This is a genomic window from Paenibacillus solani (assembly GCF_001277345.1).
GTDB classification, from domain to species: Bacteria; Bacillota; Bacilli; order Paenibacillales; family Paenibacillaceae; genus Paenibacillus_AQ; species Paenibacillus_AQ solani.
On sequence record NZ_LIUT01000008.1, the window covers coordinates 476422 to 494758 of the forward strand.

At 50.7% G+C, this 18337-nt stretch carries 13 protein-coding genes; 10 read left to right on the forward strand and 3 right to left on the reverse strand.

The genetic code is table 11. The features are described from left to right. Positions 1-218: 218 nt before the first annotated feature. Positions 219-1262: a YeiH family protein gene (locus AM231_RS26235; RefSeq protein ID WP_053491017.1), complete on the reverse strand. Its 1044-nt coding sequence runs from the start codon at positions 1260-1262 to the stop codon at positions 219-221. 161 nt (positions 1263-1423) lie between these two features. On the opposite strand from AM231_RS26235, the gene AM231_RS26240 reads away from it, so the two are divergent. Together AM231_RS26240 and AM231_RS26245 are read left to right on the forward strand one after the other, a co-directional pair. Next, a complete protein-coding gene (locus AM231_RS26240) occupies positions 1424-2320 on the forward strand; it encodes a LysR family transcriptional regulator (protein WP_054405293.1) in 897 nt (298 codons plus the stop codon). A gap of 168 nt (positions 2321-2488) precedes the next feature. Beyond that, positions 2489-2707, forward strand: coding sequence for a DUF378 domain-containing protein (locus AM231_RS26245; protein ID WP_053491019.1), 219 nt, complete (start codon positions 2489-2491; stop codon positions 2705-2707). A gap of 208 nt (positions 2708-2915) precedes the next feature. On the opposite strand, the gene AM231_RS26250 is transcribed toward AM231_RS26245, so the two are convergent. Then, the gene (locus AM231_RS26250; protein WP_054405294.1) at positions 2916-3950 is read right to left on the reverse strand and encodes a glycoside hydrolase family 18 protein; all 1035 of its coding nucleotides are present in this window, start codon (positions 3948-3950) and stop codon (positions 2916-2918) included. A 422-nt stretch (positions 3951-4372) separates the two neighbouring features. Here AM231_RS26250 and AM231_RS26255 point away from each other — a divergent pair, with 422 nt between their 5' ends. From AM231_RS26255 to AM231_RS26290, 8 genes are all read left to right on the forward strand, one after another. Next, positions 4373-5344 carry an ABC transporter permease gene (locus tag AM231_RS26255; protein WP_054405295.1) on the forward strand — a complete coding sequence of 324 codons (972 nt, stop codon included), beginning with the start codon at positions 4373-4375 and terminating at the stop codon, positions 5342-5344. Positions 5345-5363: 19 nt separating this feature from the next. Continuing rightward, positions 5364-6272, forward strand: coding sequence for a carbohydrate ABC transporter permease (locus AM231_RS26260; protein ID WP_053491022.1), 909 nt, complete (start codon positions 5364-5366; stop codon positions 6270-6272). Positions 6273-6316: 44 nt separating this feature from the next. Further along, positions 6317-7924 (forward strand): extracellular solute-binding protein, encoded by a 1608-nt coding sequence (locus tag AM231_RS26265; RefSeq protein ID WP_054405296.1) that lies wholly within the window; start codon positions 6317-6319, stop codon positions 7922-7924. Between the two features lie 146 nt (positions 7925-8070). Beyond that, positions 8071-9456 (forward strand): alpha-L-fucosidase, encoded by a 1386-nt coding sequence (locus tag AM231_RS26270; protein ID WP_054405297.1) that lies wholly within the window; start codon positions 8071-8073, stop codon positions 9454-9456. A gap of 76 nt (positions 9457-9532) precedes the next feature. Continuing rightward, positions 9533-10819: an alpha-L-fucosidase gene (locus AM231_RS26275; protein WP_054405298.1), complete on the forward strand. Its 1287-nt coding sequence runs from the start codon at positions 9533-9535 to the stop codon at positions 10817-10819. Between the two features lie 66 nt (positions 10820-10885). Continuing rightward, positions 10886-11908: a carbohydrate-binding family 9-like protein gene (locus AM231_RS26280; protein ID WP_054405299.1), complete on the forward strand. Its 1023-nt coding sequence runs from the start codon at positions 10886-10888 to the stop codon at positions 11906-11908. Positions 11909-11916: 8 nt separating this feature from the next. Further along, positions 11917-14535 (forward strand): transglutaminase domain-containing protein, encoded by a 2619-nt coding sequence (locus AM231_RS26285; protein ID WP_054405521.1) that lies wholly within the window; start codon positions 11917-11919, stop codon positions 14533-14535. A gap of 21 nt (positions 14536-14556) precedes the next feature. Beyond that, the gene (locus tag AM231_RS26290) at positions 14557-15603 is read left to right on the forward strand and encodes a glycoside hydrolase family 18 protein (RefSeq protein ID WP_054405300.1); all 1047 of its coding nucleotides are present in this window, start codon (positions 14557-14559) and stop codon (positions 15601-15603) included. A gap of 249 nt (positions 15604-15852) precedes the next feature. Here AM231_RS26290 and AM231_RS26295 read toward each other — a convergent pair whose 3' ends face one another. Continuing rightward, positions 15853-18147 carry a helix-turn-helix domain-containing protein gene (locus AM231_RS26295; protein ID WP_054405301.1) on the reverse strand — a complete coding sequence of 765 codons (2295 nt, stop codon included), beginning with the start codon at positions 18145-18147 and terminating at the stop codon, positions 15853-15855. Between the last annotated feature and the right edge of the window lie 190 nt (positions 18148-18337).

Below are 18337 nucleotides of genomic sequence, written 5' to 3' on the forward strand. Positions count from 1 at the left end.
GGATCCAATACATTAGTTTTACCCTGAATTGGAAGGAAAAAGACAGGGAAGGGGCTGTGTGTTTGTTTATGGTAACTAACGGAATGTGGGATAAGTTGAAACATGGCTAATAAAGCTAATAACCCCATCGCCTTGGAGCGATGGGGTTATTAATCGGGAAGAAATATTCTTGCTATATACAGGGCCACAAGAGTGGTTACCCTGCATTTCCTGCCTGCTTATGCCATGACATAGGTAAGCAGGATCAACAGCACGGTCGTGATGGACATGGCCAGCAGCGGCCGCCAGGCACGGCGAATATCCTTCAGGTGAACATTCAGGCCCAGTCCCACCATTGCCATGGCAAGAATGAAGGAGGCAGCCTGGGAAATCATATCCTTGATCGGCAGGGGAATGATCGGTTGTCCGGTAAATTCCCAGCTTCCCAGTATACTGGTTGCAATAAACCCGAGCAGAAACCAGGGAAACTCCATTTTGGTTTGTGCCTGCATGCGTCCTGAACGCTTCATCCAGAACATGAGTATGATACTGAGCGGTACAAGCAGAAATACACGTCCGAGCTTGGCAAGCAGGCTGATCGCCAGTGCATCCTCTCCTGCTGGAGCGGCTGCGAGCGCAACATGGGCGATTTCATGAAGACTTACACCCGCCCAAGCGCCGTACTGCGTGTCTGTTAAGGGAAGCAGCGGCTGCACTAGGGTATAGCCGATAGCAACGACTGTACCAAGAAAGGCAATAAGCCCTGCACCAAGTGCCGTGTCCTTCTCCTTCGCCTTAAGTATTGGAGATACGGCGGCAATAGCTGCCGCTCCGCATACACCTGTCCCAATACCCAGCAGGAGGGAGAGGGACATGTCGGCCTTCAGCCATTTGGCAATCAGAAGGGTCAGCCCGATGGCAACCACGACGCTGATGACATCCTTCATCATTAAACCCAAGCCTTGCTGGAACACGATGCCGATATTCAGCTTCAGCCCATATAGAATGATAGCTAGACGCAGCAGCTTCTTGGCTGTGAATTGGATGCCGACTCGCAGTTTCTCCGGGTATCCGAACAGCTGCCGGTATAATGCGGCGATGAGAATCGCCCAGGCAAGCTGGCCAAGGTAATTCAGGCCCGGTACACTAGCTAATCCATAGCCCATAAGGGCAATGATAAAGGTAAAGATAATGCCACCGGCGGCGCCGGGCAGCGTATGCTGTGTCCATTGAACCAGACGATTGGTATGTGTATGTGCTTTTGAGTAAGCTGGCTCTGTCATAGATGTTACCTCCGATTGTTCGGTTGGTGTGAACCTATCGTAGCTCATTCTATGGAATAAGGAAAATAAATCATTATGATCATCATCATAAGTATTTAGTTATGATACTATGATTTCATATAAGGATTGTTGGAAGTTTCAGATGAAGAGGAGGGTGAAGAATGGATCAAACTCTGGAGGTTTTTGTAACCGTGGTGGAGAAAGGCAATTTCACCCGTGCGGCCGAGGAATTGTTAATGACGCAGCCGGCTGTAAGCCAGTATATTCAGGCACTGGAGAGGTCTGTCGGCACCAGGCTGCTGGAGAGAACCAATAAATATGTCCGGCTGAATAAAGCTGGAGAGATCGTATATCATCATGCGAAGGATATTTTGGGATTGTATACGCGCATGAACACGCTGGTGGATGATTTGATGCACCGGGCAGGCGGCCATTTATCGATTGGCTCCAGCTATACGTTTGGCGAGTATATGCTGCCGCATGTGATTGCTTATATGAGGGAGCATTATCCGCTGATCCGCCCATCAATCACGATCGGGAATACGACGGAGGTAGGGGAGATGATCTTGCGCCATGAAGCAGATGTTGGCATCGTGGAGGGAGACTATCAGCATGAAATGCTGCATATCGAGGCCTTTGCGGAGGATGAAATGGTAGTCATGGTTCCCCGCAACGGGCGATATGACCATCTGCAGGAGATATCCGTCCAAGAACTTGCGAATGAAACCTGGATTGTCAGGGAAGCTGGATCTGGTACTCGCGCCGCGACGGAGCGGTTGTTTTCGCAATATCAGGTGCATCCTGCACATCTCGTCGAGTTCGGGAGCACCCAGCTGATCAAGGAATCCGTGGAAGCCGGACTTGGTGTAACGCTGTTGTCGCGATGGGCGGTGCGTAAGGAGATGCAGTTGGGGACCCTTCACATGCTAGTGCCGAACGGTAAGCCGGTGGCCCGACAGTTCTCATGGATAACCCAGAAGACGCCCTACCATACCAAGGTCGTTGAGGTATTCCTGGAGCTTTTGCATCAACAACGCGGATTTCCCACATATGTCTAAGGAAGGAATATGATGAATAAGCATAAGCGAGGACATCCCCCGGGGATGTTTTTTGTTTGGACATGAATACGAAGACAAGTAATGGTTAAAATAGATACTAAAATTCCCAAATGAACCTCAAGCGATATAACGAACGCTATGAAAATCGGACGTAAGGAGGGTTAAACGATGAGAACATTTAATACCATTGCATTGCTGTTATTGATTATTGGAGGCATTAACTGGCTGCTTGTAGGCTTGTTTCAATATGATTTGGTGGCTGCGCTGTTTGGTGGACAGAGCTCCGCAGGCTCCCGCATTATCTATACGATCGTCGGTCTGTGTGCACTGTACTCGATCCGCTTCTTCGGTGATGTTACGAATGATGACCGGAGTACAGCGAAGTAGGTTGCAAGATACTGTGTAATAGGACATAACTACCGCGGGATATCCACATTCAATAACCTAGGCCAAAAAAGCCGCTCCGTGTTAAGGGGGGCTTTTTTTCTGTTTGCATGCGCAAATGTAGGAGGCTGCCTTCTGGCAGTTGATAGCTTGTCTATAGCCAGCAAGCGCAATAGATTCGTTGCGACAGAGGGCTGCACCAGCTTTTCGTTCAAGAGTGAAATGCTTGAAACATGGCATCCAGCAGGCTGTGCGTGGCATCGCAGCTGTATTCCCAGAACATAATTCCGGCCAGCCCCTGCTCCTGTATGTATTTACACTTATGAGTAAGCGATTCGGGATCATCGTACGTGATGAAGTTGCTGCCGTCGAATAAATAAGGCGCTTTGGCTTCATCATCCCAATACCGCTTATATGACGGGTTGTTGAAATATTCGGCTGCAAGCTGCGTGTAAGTCGGACCATAGCCGCCCGAAGAAGGGGCAATCTGGAGATAGCCGTTATTGACATCGGGTACGTCTTTCCACCTTCTGGAGTAGAAAGCTGCACCGATTACGATTTTCTCGCGCGGCACGCCGGCAAGGGTGAACATGCGGACGGAAGCATCCACACTGATCCGGAACAGATCGCCCGAGGAGGTGTACAGATTGGTGTGATGGCCCGTGAGGGTCTGAAAATTGCCGCGCATATCGTATGTCATTAGCTGAATGAAGTCGAGATAGGGATGGATTTCTCCAATTTCGGCACCCTCGATATAATACTGATCGGCTCCGGCGGCAATGGTAAGCATGTAGTGTTTCTTACCTTGTCCATATTGATCCAGCGCTTCCCGCATCTCCTTCAGGAGCAGTGTGAAATTCGCCTTGTCATTGGGCGATGCAGCAGTTCCAGCAATTAAATAGCAGGGGTACTCCCAATCCAGATCAATCCCGTCGAAAGGGAACTCTTCGAGCAGCCTGGTTGCCGATTCGCACACGCTTGATCTTCCTTCCGGTGTTGCTGCCGCCTTCGAGAACCCGTCTGAACCCCAGCCGCCTACCGACAACAGAACGAGTAAATTGGGATTGATGGATTTCAGGCGTTTTATCCCATGAATGGTATCCCTGTCAGAGTACGTAATCTTGTCTTCCTGGATATGAGCGAAAGCAACGTTCAAATGAGTCAGTCGAGCGGCATCCTCGGCTCTGATGCCCGATAGAACTTTACGCCCCGCATAACCGGCTAGAATCCATGATGATGTCTGCATAAGTGAATACCTCTTTTCATTTTGGAATATGTCAGATTTGTCGTGACGGTTTATTTTTCCAACTTAAGATCATAACTGACATCTGTCAAGGAACTACCCTGAGGTTTGGGACGATCTTCGGTTGGATAGCGGGGGTCAAAATTGACATGTTTTCCTGTTTGGAAATGACAATGGCAAGCAGGGCGATGTCCTAAAAAGCCCCTTATATCAAGGGTTTTCACCTTTTGCATAGTCCATTGAAAATGACATATTTACGAATGTGGCAGCTATCCATACACTTGGGATGTAAGCGTTAACATTTCTGAGGCGGCAATTTAGGCGCCGAAGATATGTGGCCAGGAAGGCTCTTTCTTTTATATAAAGCAGGGGTGCTTAACCTAACAAAATGGCCGGATTTTCAATAGAGAAGGAGGGAGAAAGCGATGCAGCAAAATGCTGAGTCCGCCCTATCGCCAGACGTATCGGCAAACACGATCTTGAAAAGCAGAAAGAATACATTATGGAGGAGGATGGTACGAAACTGGGAATTGTATCTGTTTATCGCGCCTGCATTTCTGTATTTTCTCATTTTCCATTATGGGCCGATGTACGGCATACAAATCGCCTTTAAGAACTTTATCCCGACGCTCGGGATTACGGGAAGCCCATGGGTCGGATTTGACCATTTCGTTCGCTTCTTCAACTCATATTATTTCTGGGATTTGCTCTGGAACACCCTCAGCATTAGCTTGTATGAGCTGGCCATCGGGTTTCCGCTGCCGATCATTCTGGCATTAGCCTTCAATGAAGTGAAGGACTCGTTCTTTAAGCGTACCGTGCAAACCGTTACCTATGCGCCGCATTTTATTTCTGTCGTTGTTATGTCCGGTATGATTATCACCTTCTTATCGCCATCGTCGGGCATGATCGTGAATTTTGTGGAGATGCTTGGGTTCCAAGCACCGCAATTTCTGACGGACCCCGCGTGGTTTAAGACCGTGTACGTACTCTCTGGCGTGTGGCAAAGCGCAGGCTGGGGCACTATTATCTACCTGGCGGCCTTGTCGGGCGTCGATCCGCAGCTGCATGAAGCAGCCGTCGTGGACGGTGCGAGCCGGTTCAAGCGTATTCTGCATATCAACATTCCGGCGATCGTTCCTACGATCACGATTCTGTTGATACTCAATATGGGCAGTATTTTGGGAGTTGGATTTGAAAAAATCCTGCTGCTGCAGAACCCGCTGAACATGAGCTCTTCCGATGTTATCTCGACCTTCGTCTACAGATCTGGTCTGGTTGATGCGCAGTACAGCTTCTCCACGGCCGTCGGGTTGTTCAACTCAGTCATTAATGCGATTCTGCTGATCGCTGTCAACCAAATTGCACGCCGCACCAGTGAAAACAGTCTGTGGTAGAAGAAGGAGGGAATAACATATGTCAACCGCAGTGAAGGAAAGCAAAGGGGATAAGTTTTTCTTACTATGCAACTATATCTATTTGACGATTGCGCTGATCATCGTGCTGTACCCGCTGCTGTATATTGTCAGCGCTTCCATCAGCGACCCGAAGTTTGTAAGCTCAGGCGAAATGTGGCTGTTCCCGAAAGGGATCACTTTTGACGGGTATGCCCGGGTGTTTGAGAATGCCAATATTTGGATTGGCTACAGAAACACCATCATATATACCGTGATCGGTACGATCGTGAACCTGATTGTCACGCTGCCCGCAGCGTACGCGCTCAGCCGCTCAGATTTTGTGGGCCGTGGATTTTTCATGGCGATGTTCATCGTGACCATGTTCTTTGGCGGCGGACTCGTACCGAGCTACCTGCTGGTGAAGGAACTCGGCATGGTTAACAGCATGTGGGCGTTGATTCTTCCCGGCGCTGCATCCATCTGGAATATCATCGTATCCCGTACGTTCTTTCAATCCACCATGCCGAAGGAGCTGCAGGAAGCGGCCCATATCGACGGATGTACCAACTTTCGCTTATTCATTAAAATTGTGCTGCCGCTTTCGATGCCGATTATTGCCGTCATGGCGCTCTTCTACGGTGTCGGCCACTGGAACAGCTATTTCGGTGCCATGATTTATTTGAATGATGCCTCGAAATACCCGCTGCAGCTCTTCCTTCGTCAAATCCTGGTTCTTCAGGAGATGGCAGCACAGGGCGGCGGAGCGATTGATGCCTCTTCAGCGGCGGCGATGAATTCCAAGGCGGAGATTGCTGCACTGGTCAAATATTCCGTCATTATCGTTGCTACGCTTCCAGTTATTGCTGTATATCCATTTCTTCAGCGTTACTTTGTTCAGGGTGTTATGATTGGTTCTGTTAAGGGCTGATCTTAGACCATAAATTCAAACACCAGAAAAGGGGAGTTGTTATCATGAAAAAGCTTCGCAAGGCTTCATCGATTTTACTCTGCCTCACCTTAGCAGCAACCATGCTTGCAGCTTGTGGTTCATCCAAAGAGAATGCGGGAGCCTCGGGTACCGGGACGGCCAGCACCGAGGGAGTCAAAAAGGAAGGCTTCCCGATTGTAGACAAACCGCTAACGTTAAAAGTGATGTCGCAGGATGCGGGCGTAGCAGACTGGAGCACGATGCCGGTCATGCAGGAAATGGAGAAACTGTCGGGCATCAAGCTGGAATACCAGCTGTCCCCGATCGACAGCTTTGAAACGAAGAAGAATCTGGTGTTCGCAAGCGGCGATTTGCCGGATATGTTCTACGCAGCTGATTTGAAGTCGGCTGAGCAGGTGACTTATGGCAGTCAAGGGATCCTCATTCCACTAGAGAAGTACATTGACGAAGGCTACGCTCCAAACATCAAGAAATTATTCGATGAGAATCCGGATATCCGTAAATCCTTTACGACCCCGGACGGACATATCTATGCTCTTCCTTTCGTCGACAAGGCTGCCGTATGGTATAGAGGCCCAATGTGGTACAACGGCAAATTCTTGAAAGCGCTCAACGTAACCGAACCTAAAACGACTGAGGAACTATATACATTCTTGAAACGTGTCAAGGAAGAAGATCCGAACGGAAACGGCAAACAAGACGAGATTCCATTGACTTCGGTCAAGCTGGATGACCTGCGTATGTACTTCTTCGGCTTCTGGGGCATGTACAACGAGGGCATTTACTCCGACAAGGAAGGAAAAGTGCATTATCCTTACCAGGAAGAAGGCTACAAGGGATATCTGACATTCATGAATCGTTTGTGGAAGGAAGAATTGCTGGATCATGATACCTTCTCTCAAACACCTGACCAGAAAAAGGCTAAGGGAGAAAACAATCAGCTGGCCTTGTTTAACGACTACCATTCGTACTTTACCCTTGGAGGCGAGCCTAGCAGCGAGAATCCACTTATGACGCCAGTGAAGAGCGAAATTGAAGGCTCACCTGTATACGGTATGCATCCTGGTATTTCTGCAAGAGGTACATTCGCCATTTCCAGCAGCAACCCTTCGCCCGAAGCTTCCATGCGCTGGATTGACTACCTGTACAGCTACGATGGTGCAACGCTGTTTAACCAAGGACCTGAAGGCACGCTGTGGAAATTCAAGGACAAAGAGAACCGTGTGAAAGAGTGGCTGCCTGTTCCAGGTGGTGGAGATCGTGAGGAGTATCGCGGCAAAATCACGCCAAACTACGGTATTTTGACGCCTGGCATCAACGAACCGGATGTTGCGAAAGGTCTTCGTACCGAATTCGATGAGTGGATTGAGCAGCAGAACCAAGAGAAGCTGGTACCGATCGGAAAAGCACCTTTCCCTAACGTCTATTTGACAAATGAAGAGCAGAGCGAGGCAACGGCTCTAGCGTCTGACCTGGATACGTACGTGAAGCAGATGGAAGCCAAATTCGTAACAGGCCAGGAGCCGCTTGAGAATTGGGATAAATACGTCGCTCAAGTGAAGAAAATGGGCAGCGACCGTCTCGTCGAGCTTTATCAAGGCGCATATGATCGCTGGAATACTGGGCAATAATCAGATGCATAGATAACAAACAAAGAGCCAACGTATCCCGGTCGATTCATGACCGGGGGTTGGCTATTGTTTTTAAAGCGCAGGCCAAGATTCTCACACGGCTCTTATAAGAACCGTTATTATAAGCGAATTATGGGAGGTACACGATGTCGGAGAACAAGCTGGTAGAGGAAGAGCAAGCGGTTGTGGAACAGGGTGTGCACAATTTCAGCAGCGAGGACAAGTGGGTAAAGCCGGAGGATCCGCTCCTTCTGGAACGTCTGGAGTGGTTCAAGGATCAGAAGCTGGGCCTGATGATGCACTGGGGACCGTATTCTCAGCTGGGCCTTGTTGAATCATGGGCGCTGAGCGATAAGGATGCAGACTGGTCACGTGACGGCATTGACTGGGATATCGATGCAGAGGAGCTGAAGCGGCAGTATTTTGATCTGAACAAGACGTTCAATCCCCTTCGCTTTCAGCCTGATCTGTGGGCTGACCTGGCAGCCGATAACGGCTTTAAGTATTTGAACTTTACCACCAAGCATCATGATGGGTTCTGCATGTGGGATACGCATACGACCGACTATCGTGTCACAGGTCCGGACTGTCCGTTCCATGCACATAAATACGCCGATATTACGAAGGAGCTGTTCGATGCCTTCCGTGCTAAGGGGCTCGGCATCTCCGCCTATTTCTCCAAGGCCGACTGGCATACGCCGTACTACTGGGCGCCGGGAATGGAGGCCGGAAGCTTTACATCACGCGGCCCGAGCTACGACCCGAAGAAATATCCGTGGCTGTGGGAACAATTTGTCCAGTTTACCCATGAGCAGATCATGGAACTGATGACCCGTTACGGCCGCATTGATGTACTGTGGCTGGATGCGGGCTGGGTGAACGATTACCGGGACCAGAATATCCGCCTGGGTGAAGTGGTTGAGAAGGCGCGCCAGATCCAACCTTGGCTCCTTTCGGCGGACCGCACGGTTGGCGGACCTTACGAGAATCTGATTACGCCGGAGCAGACCCTTCCTGAGCGTGCCCTTCATGTTCCTTGGGAGAGCTGTATTACGATGGGAACCTCCTTCTCTTTCCGTTATGAGGATCGTTATAAAACGGTTCGTCAACTCATTCATCTGCTGGTCGAGATCGTGGCCAAAGGGGGTAATCTGGCGCTTAATGTGGGACCACAGCCGGATGGTAGACTGCCCGAGACGGCGATTTCACGAATGAAGGGCATGGGGGCTTGGCTGAAAGTCTATGGAGAAGCGATCTATGGCACTCGTGTCTGCGAACCGTATTCCTCAGGCGCGGTTCAGTTTACCCAAAAAGACGATACGACCTATGCGATCTATCTGTATCGAAATGAGCAAGAAGTCGTCCCTGAAGAGCTGTTTATTCCGATTCAGACTGCGTTCAGTCGCATTGATCTGGTCGGGGGTCAGGAGGGGCTGGAATATCGCCGTACGGACGAAGGCGTCGTAGTTCGTCTTCCGGATCAGGAACGTCAGGAAGCAGCCCCGATTGCACATGTACTGCGGTTCCGTTAAGAGGTTAAGAGGCGGGTAGTAAAAACCTATTATTCACTTGCATACTTAAGGACTTTAAGAAGAGGTGTGGATCGATATGCAGAAATGGTTCGAGGAAGCCAAGCTTGGCATCTTCATTCACTATGGCATTTATGCCGTGGACGGAGTCGCGGAGTCCTGGTCCTTCTATAATGGGAGGATTACGTACGAAGAGTATATGAATCAGCTGGACGGCTTTACGGCATCGAAATTCAATGCGGAGAAATGGGCGGATTTGATCGAGAAATCCGGCGCTCGATATGCCGTGCTGACAACAAAGCACCATGATGGTGTTGCACTGTGGGATACGCAGTACAGCGATCTTAACGTGGTCAAGCGAACTCCGGCCAATCGGGACATCGTGCGGGAATATGCCGAAGCGATCAGGGAGAAGGGGATTCACCTCGGCATGTACTTCTCTCTAATTGATTGGTCGCATCCCGATTATCCGAGCGTGTTCGAAGGAGGCCGGGTACCGGAGGATCTCAGCAGCGTCAACCCGCACTCAAGCCCTGTGGACGGTGTTCAGGATCAGGAGAAGTGGCAGAAGTTCCTGGAGTTTAATAACAACCAGCTGCGGGAGATCTTGACGAATTACGGGAAGGTCGATCTGCTGTGGTTCGACGGTGACTGGGAGCGCAGCGCCGAGCAGTGGAATCTGCCGGAGTTCAAGCATTACCTGCAATCCTTCAATCCGGATATCATCATTAATTCGCGGCTGCAGGGCCATGGCGACTATAAAACGCCGGAGCAGGGCATTCCGATTACGAGACCGGAGGGACCGTGGGAGTTCTGCACCACGATTAACACCTCGTGGGGCTACGTTCCGACAGACCATAAATACAAATCATTAAACCAGATCATTCGAATGTTCTGCGACTGCATCTCGATGGGCGGCAATATGCTGCTGGATATCGGCCCAAGAGAAGACGGCACCATTGATCCAAGGCAGGAGGACATTCTGCTTGGTCTGGGAGCATGGATTCGGACCCATGAAGAAGCGGTATTTGGAACGGGCGAAGGCATTATGACCCGCTATTATCTGGGAGGAAGCACGATTTCCAAGGATAGAAAGACCTTGTACCTGTTTGTATATGATGATCCGAAAGAGAATGTGTGCATCAAGGGGCTGTGCAACCCAATCAAGAAGATTACGGTGCTGCATTCGGGCAAGGAGCTTCATCATGAAATCCATGGAGGCGTGCCTTGGTTCAATATCCCGGGGACGACATGGATTAAGATGACGCCGGAGGTTACGCATGAGCAGGTGACGGTCCTTAAGCTGGAGTTTGACGAAGAACTGGAGATGTACGGCGGATCAGGAGCCGTTGTCACGCATAACTAACCATCACGGGGAGGGGAAGCGCTTGATAGGCGCTTAGCTTCCCTCATGAAGCGGAGAGAATGACATATGTTCAGAACTGGAGTGCCGGAGCCGAAGATTGAATATGCTCCCAAGCATTATATTTGCAAGCGAGCGGGGCAGCCGCTTGTACTGGATGGCCGCGTAGACAAGGCGTTCTGGGATGCGGCGGAATGGACCGATGATTTCGTTGATATCGAAGGGGATCTCCGTCCGAAGCCGGGGAAACAGACCCGGGTTAAAATGCTCTGGGATGACGAGTATTTTTATTTTGCCGCCGAGCTGATTGAGGATCAAATCTGGGCGACGTTGACAGAACGTGATTCGGTTATTTTCTATGATAATGACTTTGAAATATTCATTGATCCGGATGGAGACACCCATCAATACTATGAATTTGAGATTAATGCCTTGAACACGATATGGGATCTGCTGCTTGTGAAGCCTTATCGCGATGGCGGGCCGCCGGTCAATGGTTGGGATATCAATGGACTCAAAACGGCTGTATATATTGACGGAGAATTGAACCGTCCGGACGCTGATAACCGGAAATGGAGCCTTGAGGTGGCGATTCCCTGGACCAGCCTCAAGGAATGTGCTGAAGAGGGCCGCCGTCCTGCACCGGGTGAGTTCTGGCGCGTCAACTTCTCGCGCGTGGAATGGCAGACCGAGGTACAAGACGGCGAGTACCGCAAGGTACTGAATCCGGAAACGGGCAAGCCTTATCCGGAGGACAACTGGGTATGGTCGCCCATGGGCATCATCAATATGCATTATCCAGAGCTGTGGGGTTATGTTGTATTCGCCGATAACGAGGGGCATCAGTCATTCACGCTACCGGAAGATGAACGGATCAAGTGGGAGCTGCGCAGGCTCTATTACCGGCAGCGTAATTACTATGAAGCCCATGGTGAATTCATACAGGATGCGAACCAGCTCATGGGCGAGGACACATGGAGCATCCAGCCTGTGATTGAAACGACTCGCAGTTTGTTCCAGATTAGCGCCCCTTCATCGGACGGAACGGCTCTAATCTGCATTCGGGAAGACGGAAAGTTATGGAAGGAGTGAACGCTGGGATGACCAGTCAAACGGGGGTGTTCTCGCTTGATTCGCAAGAAAGGGAGCAGATCGAGCAGAAGTTTCAGAAGAAGGTCATCTTTGCGGAGGCACGTAAAGATGAACTGTTTCATATTTTTGACCAGGAGCTGACGGAAGAAGAGACTTGGGCTCTGAAATATATGTTTGCCTACATGCCAGTGAACGATTTGGCTGATTATGATGGAGAACTGTTCTTGAACCATGTGCGTCAAGCCCTGGACATTCGTAAGCGTGTGCCTTGGGGCGAGCGTGTGCCAGATCATCTGTTCCTGCACTTCGTGCTTCCTTATCGGGTTAATACGGAGAATATCGAGGATTACCTCGATATCCTTTATAACGAACTGGCTGAAAGGACGGCGCAGTTATCGATGGCGGATGCCATTCTGGAGACCAATTATTGGTGTCATGAGAAGGCAACCTACATCGGCAGCGATCTGCGGACCATTTCGCCGCTGACCATGATTCGCAACGCACGCGGACGCTGCGGCGAGGAGTCGACCCTGGCGGTGGCTGCTCTTCGAAGCATCGGCATCCCTGCGCGTCAAGTCTATACGCCGCGCTGGGCCCACTCAGACAGCAACCATGCCTGGGTGGAAGCATGGGCAGACGGCGAGTGGTATTACATCGGGGCATGCGAACCGGAAGCCCGCCTGAATCAAGGCTGGTTCAGTCCGCCTGCACGCAGGGCGATGCTGATCAATACGCGGATTTTTGCCGATTATCCCGGACCGGAGGATATCACTCTCAAGGAGAAGGGATTTACAGAGATTAATCTGCTGGGGAACTATGCACCGGCTCGCACCCTGTACTTGAGTGTGAAGGATGATAAGGGAGAGCCAGCTTCTGGCGCAAGCGTTCGATTTGAGCTGTTTAATATGGCTGAGTTTTATCCGATTGCCGAAATCAAGACGGATGGGCAAGGGAAGGCTTCTTTCAAGACGGGTTATGGAGACCTCTTGATCCGAGTGGTCTACGATGGGATGTGGAGTGAACTTCATTATAAAGCCCAGGATGGCGAGCATATCGAATTTGTGCTTGATTCAACCGAACAGCCGTCAGGGATCGTGGATTTTGATATGGTTCCTCCTCCGGAAGGAGAAGGGGATACTGTACCGGCGCTATCCGAAGAGAAGAACCGGGTTCATAACCGCCGTCTGGAGGAAGGGACGAAGATTCGGACCAAATACGAGGAAACATTCCTCGGCGAAGAAGAAGCATTCACACTGGCCAAGAAGTTAGGGCTGCCTCCTGAGCGGGTATGGGACGTCCTGCAAAAGGCCAGAGGCAATAGCCAGGAAATCGCCGCGTTCCTGGAGGAGCGTTCCGGTGAGTACGGCGAGTGGCCGCTGCAGCTGCTGGAGTCGCTGAATGAAAAGGACTTGATCGATACCTTCAGTGTGGCGTTGGACGATCATCTGATCGGTGCGCTCTCCCAGCGTGGAGAGTGGGATGAGGATACCTTCGTTAAATATATTCTATGCCCCCGGGCTTCTTTTGAAATGCTGGTTCCGTATCGACGTGTATTCGCTGATGCTTTTACGGCTGCGGAGGCAGCGGCATTCAAGCAGGAACCATCTGCGCTTGCCGGGCATTTGGAGAAAGGCTATACGTATGCTGAGGATCTTCCCAACCTGAAGGGTAAGGGAAATCCGGTTGGCACATACAGCCTCATGAAGGGAGACGAGCAGTCGCTGGACATTCTGTTTGTAGCGATTTGCCGAAGTCTCGGGATTCCGGCCCGTCTGCATCCGAGCGAGCAGAAGCCCCAGTACTTCCGTAATGGAGGCTGGGAAGATGCCATCTTCCGTCTGGATTCGCAGCAGAATCAGGAGAGCTTAAGCTGGGGGATGCTGCAGCTCCTCAGGGATCCGAACGCCTCTCAAGATACACCGGCTGCAACCTACGCCGAGAACTTTACCTTCGCCCGTCTGGAAGACGGCGTGTACAAAACCCTGGTGTATCCATATGGCAGCACCGATGTTTACGACGAGCCGTATGAGGTTGAACCGGGTTCGTATCGTCTAACGTCAGGTATCCGCTTGAAGGATGGAACGGTAAGAGTGCGCTTCACGTACTTTACTGTCCGTGCTGGAGAAACCACGCGCGTAGCGCTGACCTATCGTGAAACGACGGTCGACATTCCGGTGCTGGGCACACTGTCTCCGGGCAGTGAACTTACCCGATTAGACGGAAGCGGAGCCGATCTGAAGGCCCTTCTGGGATCCGAGGGCGCTATCGCTGCCTGGATCGAACCCGAGCGGGAGCCGACCAAGCATTTGCTTCGCGAACTGGGTGAGCTGGCTGAGCCGCTGGATAAGCTGGGGCTGCCAATTGTGCTGATGATCGGAGATGCAGAATGGACGGCCTCCTTTGATTCGGCTAGCTATCCGAAGCTGCCGGCCCGCACTATTTTTGTACGGGATTCCAGTTATGCTTCCTTGTCGGCTATTATCTCGAATCCAGCGGCCCATGAAGCGGGCTATCCTCATCTGTTCGTGGTGGACAGTCAGGATCAAATCCGTTATGCGGCTTCCGGATACAAGCTCGGGACCGGGAAGGAAGCCTTGCAGATTGCGACCGCGATATTACAACCCTAGAAGGGATCGGAGTGAAGAGTAATGACCAAGTATATTGTGGCGGGTTACGCCGTTGATTCGGTTCTTCCCGACATGACGCGGGAGGATCTGCAGAAGTTAACACATCTGAACGTAGCTTTCGGCCATGTCAAGAATGATGAAATTACCACTGAACATTTGAAGAATGGCGAGGTTGTCCGGGAAATCAAGCGGGATCATCCCAATCTTACGGTGTTGCTGTCTATTGGCGGCTGGAGCGCCGGTGGTTTTTCTGAGGCCGCCTCAACCGAGAGCGGAAGGGCTAGTATGGCTGCATCCGCCGTAAGAGTGCTGGAGGAATATCCTTTTGACGGGATTGATCTGGACTGGGAGTATCCTTGTTACGGTGAGGCCGGTATTGGATCGAGTCCGGATGATAAACAGAATTTTACCCTGCTGTTGAAGACGATCCGTGAAGCCCTGGATGCCAAGGGCAGCCGGGATGGGCGGCATTATCTGCTTACGATTGCCGCAGGAGCTGACCAGTACTATGTGGATGGTACGGAGATGGCTGAGGTGCAGCAGTATCTAGATTTTGTCCAGCTGATGACCTATGATATGCGCGGCGGGTTTCAGATTCTGACCGGACATCACACGAATCTGTACACACCGACCGGTGACCTCTTCCGAATCAGCACGGATGCTTCCGTGAACTTGTTCGTTCGCGCTGGCGTTCCCAAGGAGAAGATTGTCATCGGTGCCGCCTTCTACTCGCGGGTATGGAACGAGGTGCCCGACCGTAACCACGGCCTTCACCAAATGGCGGGCAGCACGGGTGGCTATGGACCAGCCTTTGCCGAGCTGGCCGCAGAATATATCAACAAGAACGGCTACATTCGTTACTGGGATAAGGAAGCCTGTGCGCCGTATCTCTTTAACGGCTCCAGCCTGATTTCTTATGATGATGAGGAATCGATTCAGTGCAAATGCGATTATGTGAAGGAACAGGGCTTGGCCGGAATCATGTTCTGGGAATACGGATGCGACCCGACCCATCGCCTGCTGGACGTTATGCATCAAGGACTCCGTGGCACCCCGGTTCAGAAATAGCAAAAGCTGGCGGCGCATAATTGACAGACCGCTTGATCGCGGCTTATAACATACAAAAAAACCTCACCGGAACCTTAAGGGCCCGGTGAGGTTTTCATTTATTCGGCGTAACCGTTCTGACGCACTTCTTGATGCATCGTCAGAAGCAGTCCTCGCGCCATTGTCTGCAACCATTCCGTGCACTGCGTGTAGCTAGCGTCCATTACCATGATCTGTCGTCTTACTCGACGCTATCATTCAACTTCGTTATCACATGCATTCCTCATCATCGTCATCCACGGAATCGCCTGCATTGGGGCTGTTCATTTTGCGGTATTGTCCAGGTGTATACCCCGTCTCTTTTTTGAATTTGCGGATGAAGCTCGGTGTATCCAGGTATCCGACCCGAGTGATAATATCCTTTAACGGGTCTGTTGTGTTCAGCAGCAGCCGGATCACTTCATCCATCCGTTTCTGCCAGATATACTGGGTAAAGTTCATGCCGACCTTTTCTTTGAAGGAGCGGCTGAAATACGATGATGAGATGGAGAATTTAGATGAAATCATGCCGAGACTCAGGTCATAATCCGCGAAATTGGCGTCGATATAAGCGACGATTTCATCCATTAGCGAGCTCTCTTCCGTCTCACTCTTCGCCTCGACATGGGCGCAGATTTCTGCGGCAAGGCCTGCCAGCTTCTTCTCCAAATCTTCCAGTGAGTCATAGGAAGTGACCCGGGGAAGCTGATTGACGACATGATGGATGCCGAGCTCCGATGCGGTCTTCAGCATCGTATTTAGAATATCGAAGCAGATGCAGCGCAAGAGCGGTACGGATGGCATTTCCGTCTTCAAGTTATTCAATGCGGTGGATACCATCTGAACCGCCACATCGTAGCTGCCCTGTTTCAAGCTCTGAACCAGCTTCAGCAGCACATCCTTGGGTACCCAGAAGGAGGAGTCCTCTTCCCCTGTACCCGAGAGAGTGTGGAAGAAGGTGATGCTGCCTTGACCATGAAGAATGGATGTTTCCAAAGCGGTCGATGCCTCAATAAAGGATTGATTCAGCTGCTCCGGATAGCTGTAGCGGTTGCCTGCCCCGATCGCGGGAGAGATGCCCGTATGTTCTTCTGCCATCGATTGCAGTGCCTGGGTAATCGGCTCCATACGGGCGTTCAGGCTTGCCTCATGACCGGTTTCGGCATCAAATCCGACAATGAATGCCAGCTGATCGGGCTGCGGCAGCTCTACTCCATAGGCATAAGCGGAGAGAGATGGCAGATCTACTTCGTTCATCAGCTGCATGACAGGCCGCTTCTCCAGATTGTCGCCGATGGGAAGGGTTTTCGATTCCCAGCCCATCGTCACAACAAAATAATGGGAGCGATTGAAGCGGATGCCCAGCTTCTCTGTGAACTCCGCAGGGAATTCTCCGGTATGTCCATGCTTTAGCAGCATGAGCAGAATATGATTGCGCGCATAGGGCTCTTGAAGATCGACGCGCTGGCTGTAATCATGCAGCGTCTTCTTGATCCATTCCAGCTCGTTGCTGGTCGTGGATGGTACAGGATGGTCCTTCATCCGTATGAACTCCATCAAGTCCGAAATCGGATGATATTGTCTTCGGGCCAGCATAATCGCAAGCACGGTACCCATCATCACGACGAAGGAGAACACCAGAATTACAAAAGTGCGAATATGAACGATTCGGCTGAAAAACTGGTTGCTTGGCATTGCGGTGACATAGGTCCAGCCTGAATCAGATTTGACGGAAACAACCGAATGCGGCTCTTGATTTAAGGTAAGACTGTGCGTTCCGGGCTTAAGTTCGAAGAGATCATGAACTTCCTGCTCGGTGATCGTTTCGCCTTGGTAATTGGCGGCCAAAACCTGCCCATTATTATCGAAAATATAAGTCATTCCATGGTAGTCGCTGAGGATGGAGTCAATCAATCCGGTCAGATTGGACTCATGAATTAAGTACATCACGGTGCCATGGGCAGGCGTATTGTTAGGTGCGATCGGCACAAGATATGCCAGCATGGAATTTTGAATTTTGGTCCCCTGTACTACTTGCTCTGCAGGGCGCATGGTCGGGATCTGAACGTTGTTCAAATCGTGTACGATCTCGGATTTGTTCCAGCTGTTGAATTTGTAGTTTTTGGTGAAGACGTTCAGGTCCTCAAAGCCCTGTGATGAATAAATACTGTTATCTCCACGGAAGAACAGGAATAGCTCATCAATGATGGAACTGGTGGCTTTATATTTGACCAAAGCCCCGATGGATTCCCGGCTGTAGTAGGGATGATGCGTCCAATAATGCGTCAGCTGTTCATCATAAGCGATACGAAACGCAATGTCCTGCAGCTCCTTCATGCGCTCATCGATGACGGTTTTTGCCTGGTTCAATTGATTGACGTTGGTCTGCTCGATCTCGGAACGGAGCGTATCCACGGCGTTGTGGTAAATAATGATGGTTAATATAACAAGAGGTATCAGAAAAATGGAAATGTAAGACAGTGTGTATTTAAGCAGAAGCTTGGACTTGAAGTGATTCCATTTCATATCTGCAACCTCCCGGTTTTGATAATGGATTAAACATTCGCTAATGAGCAGAGCGGACGGCTGGGATTCCTGCAAAAAGGCTTCTTCTACAGGTCGACCGGCCCTGGAAAAGCTCGTTGACCGTTTTAATATTGGTAGCGCTATCATAAGCAGTGGCAAAACAATGGCTTTAAACGATAAGCGATAACTA

Excerpts from the sequence above, each read along its gene's own strand:
- AM231_RS26255 (WP_054405295.1), top strand. The coding sequence starts at position 4,373 with ATGCAGCAAAATGCTGAGTCCGCCCTATCGCCAGACGTATCGGCAAAC.
- AM231_RS26245 (WP_053491019.1), top strand. The coding sequence starts at position 2,489 with ATGAGAACATTTAATACCATTGCATTGCTGTTATTGATTATTGGAGGC.
- AM231_RS26250 (WP_054405294.1), bottom strand. The coding sequence starts at position 3,950 with ATGCAGACATCATCATGGATTCTAGCCGGTTATGCGGGGCGTAAAGTT.
- AM231_RS26285 (WP_054405521.1), top strand. The coding sequence starts at position 11,917 with ATGACCAGTCAAACGGGGGTGTTCTCGCTTGATTCGCAAGAAAGGGAG.
- AM231_RS26275 (WP_054405298.1), top strand. The coding sequence starts at position 9,533 with ATGCAGAAATGGTTCGAGGAAGCCAAGCTTGGCATCTTCATTCACTAT.
- AM231_RS26280 (WP_054405299.1), top strand. The coding sequence starts at position 10,886 with ATGTTCAGAACTGGAGTGCCGGAGCCGAAGATTGAATATGCTCCCAAG.
- AM231_RS26265 (WP_054405296.1), top strand. The coding sequence starts at position 6,317 with ATGAAAAAGCTTCGCAAGGCTTCATCGATTTTACTCTGCCTCACCTTA.
- AM231_RS26295 (WP_054405301.1), bottom strand. The coding sequence starts at position 18,147 with ATGAAATGGAATCACTTCAAGTCCAAGCTTCTGCTTAAATACACACTG.
- AM231_RS26260 (WP_053491022.1), top strand. The coding sequence starts at position 5,364 with ATGTCAACCGCAGTGAAGGAAAGCAAAGGGGATAAGTTTTTCTTACTA.
- AM231_RS26235 (WP_053491017.1), bottom strand. The coding sequence starts at position 1,262 with ATGACAGAGCCAGCTTACTCAAAAGCACATACACATACCAATCGTCTG.
- AM231_RS26270 (WP_054405297.1), top strand. The coding sequence starts at position 8,071 with ATGTCGGAGAACAAGCTGGTAGAGGAAGAGCAAGCGGTTGTGGAACAG.
- AM231_RS26290 (WP_054405300.1), top strand. The coding sequence starts at position 14,557 with ATGACCAAGTATATTGTGGCGGGTTACGCCGTTGATTCGGTTCTTCCC.
- AM231_RS26240 (WP_054405293.1), top strand. The coding sequence starts at position 1,424 with ATGGATCAAACTCTGGAGGTTTTTGTAACCGTGGTGGAGAAAGGCAAT.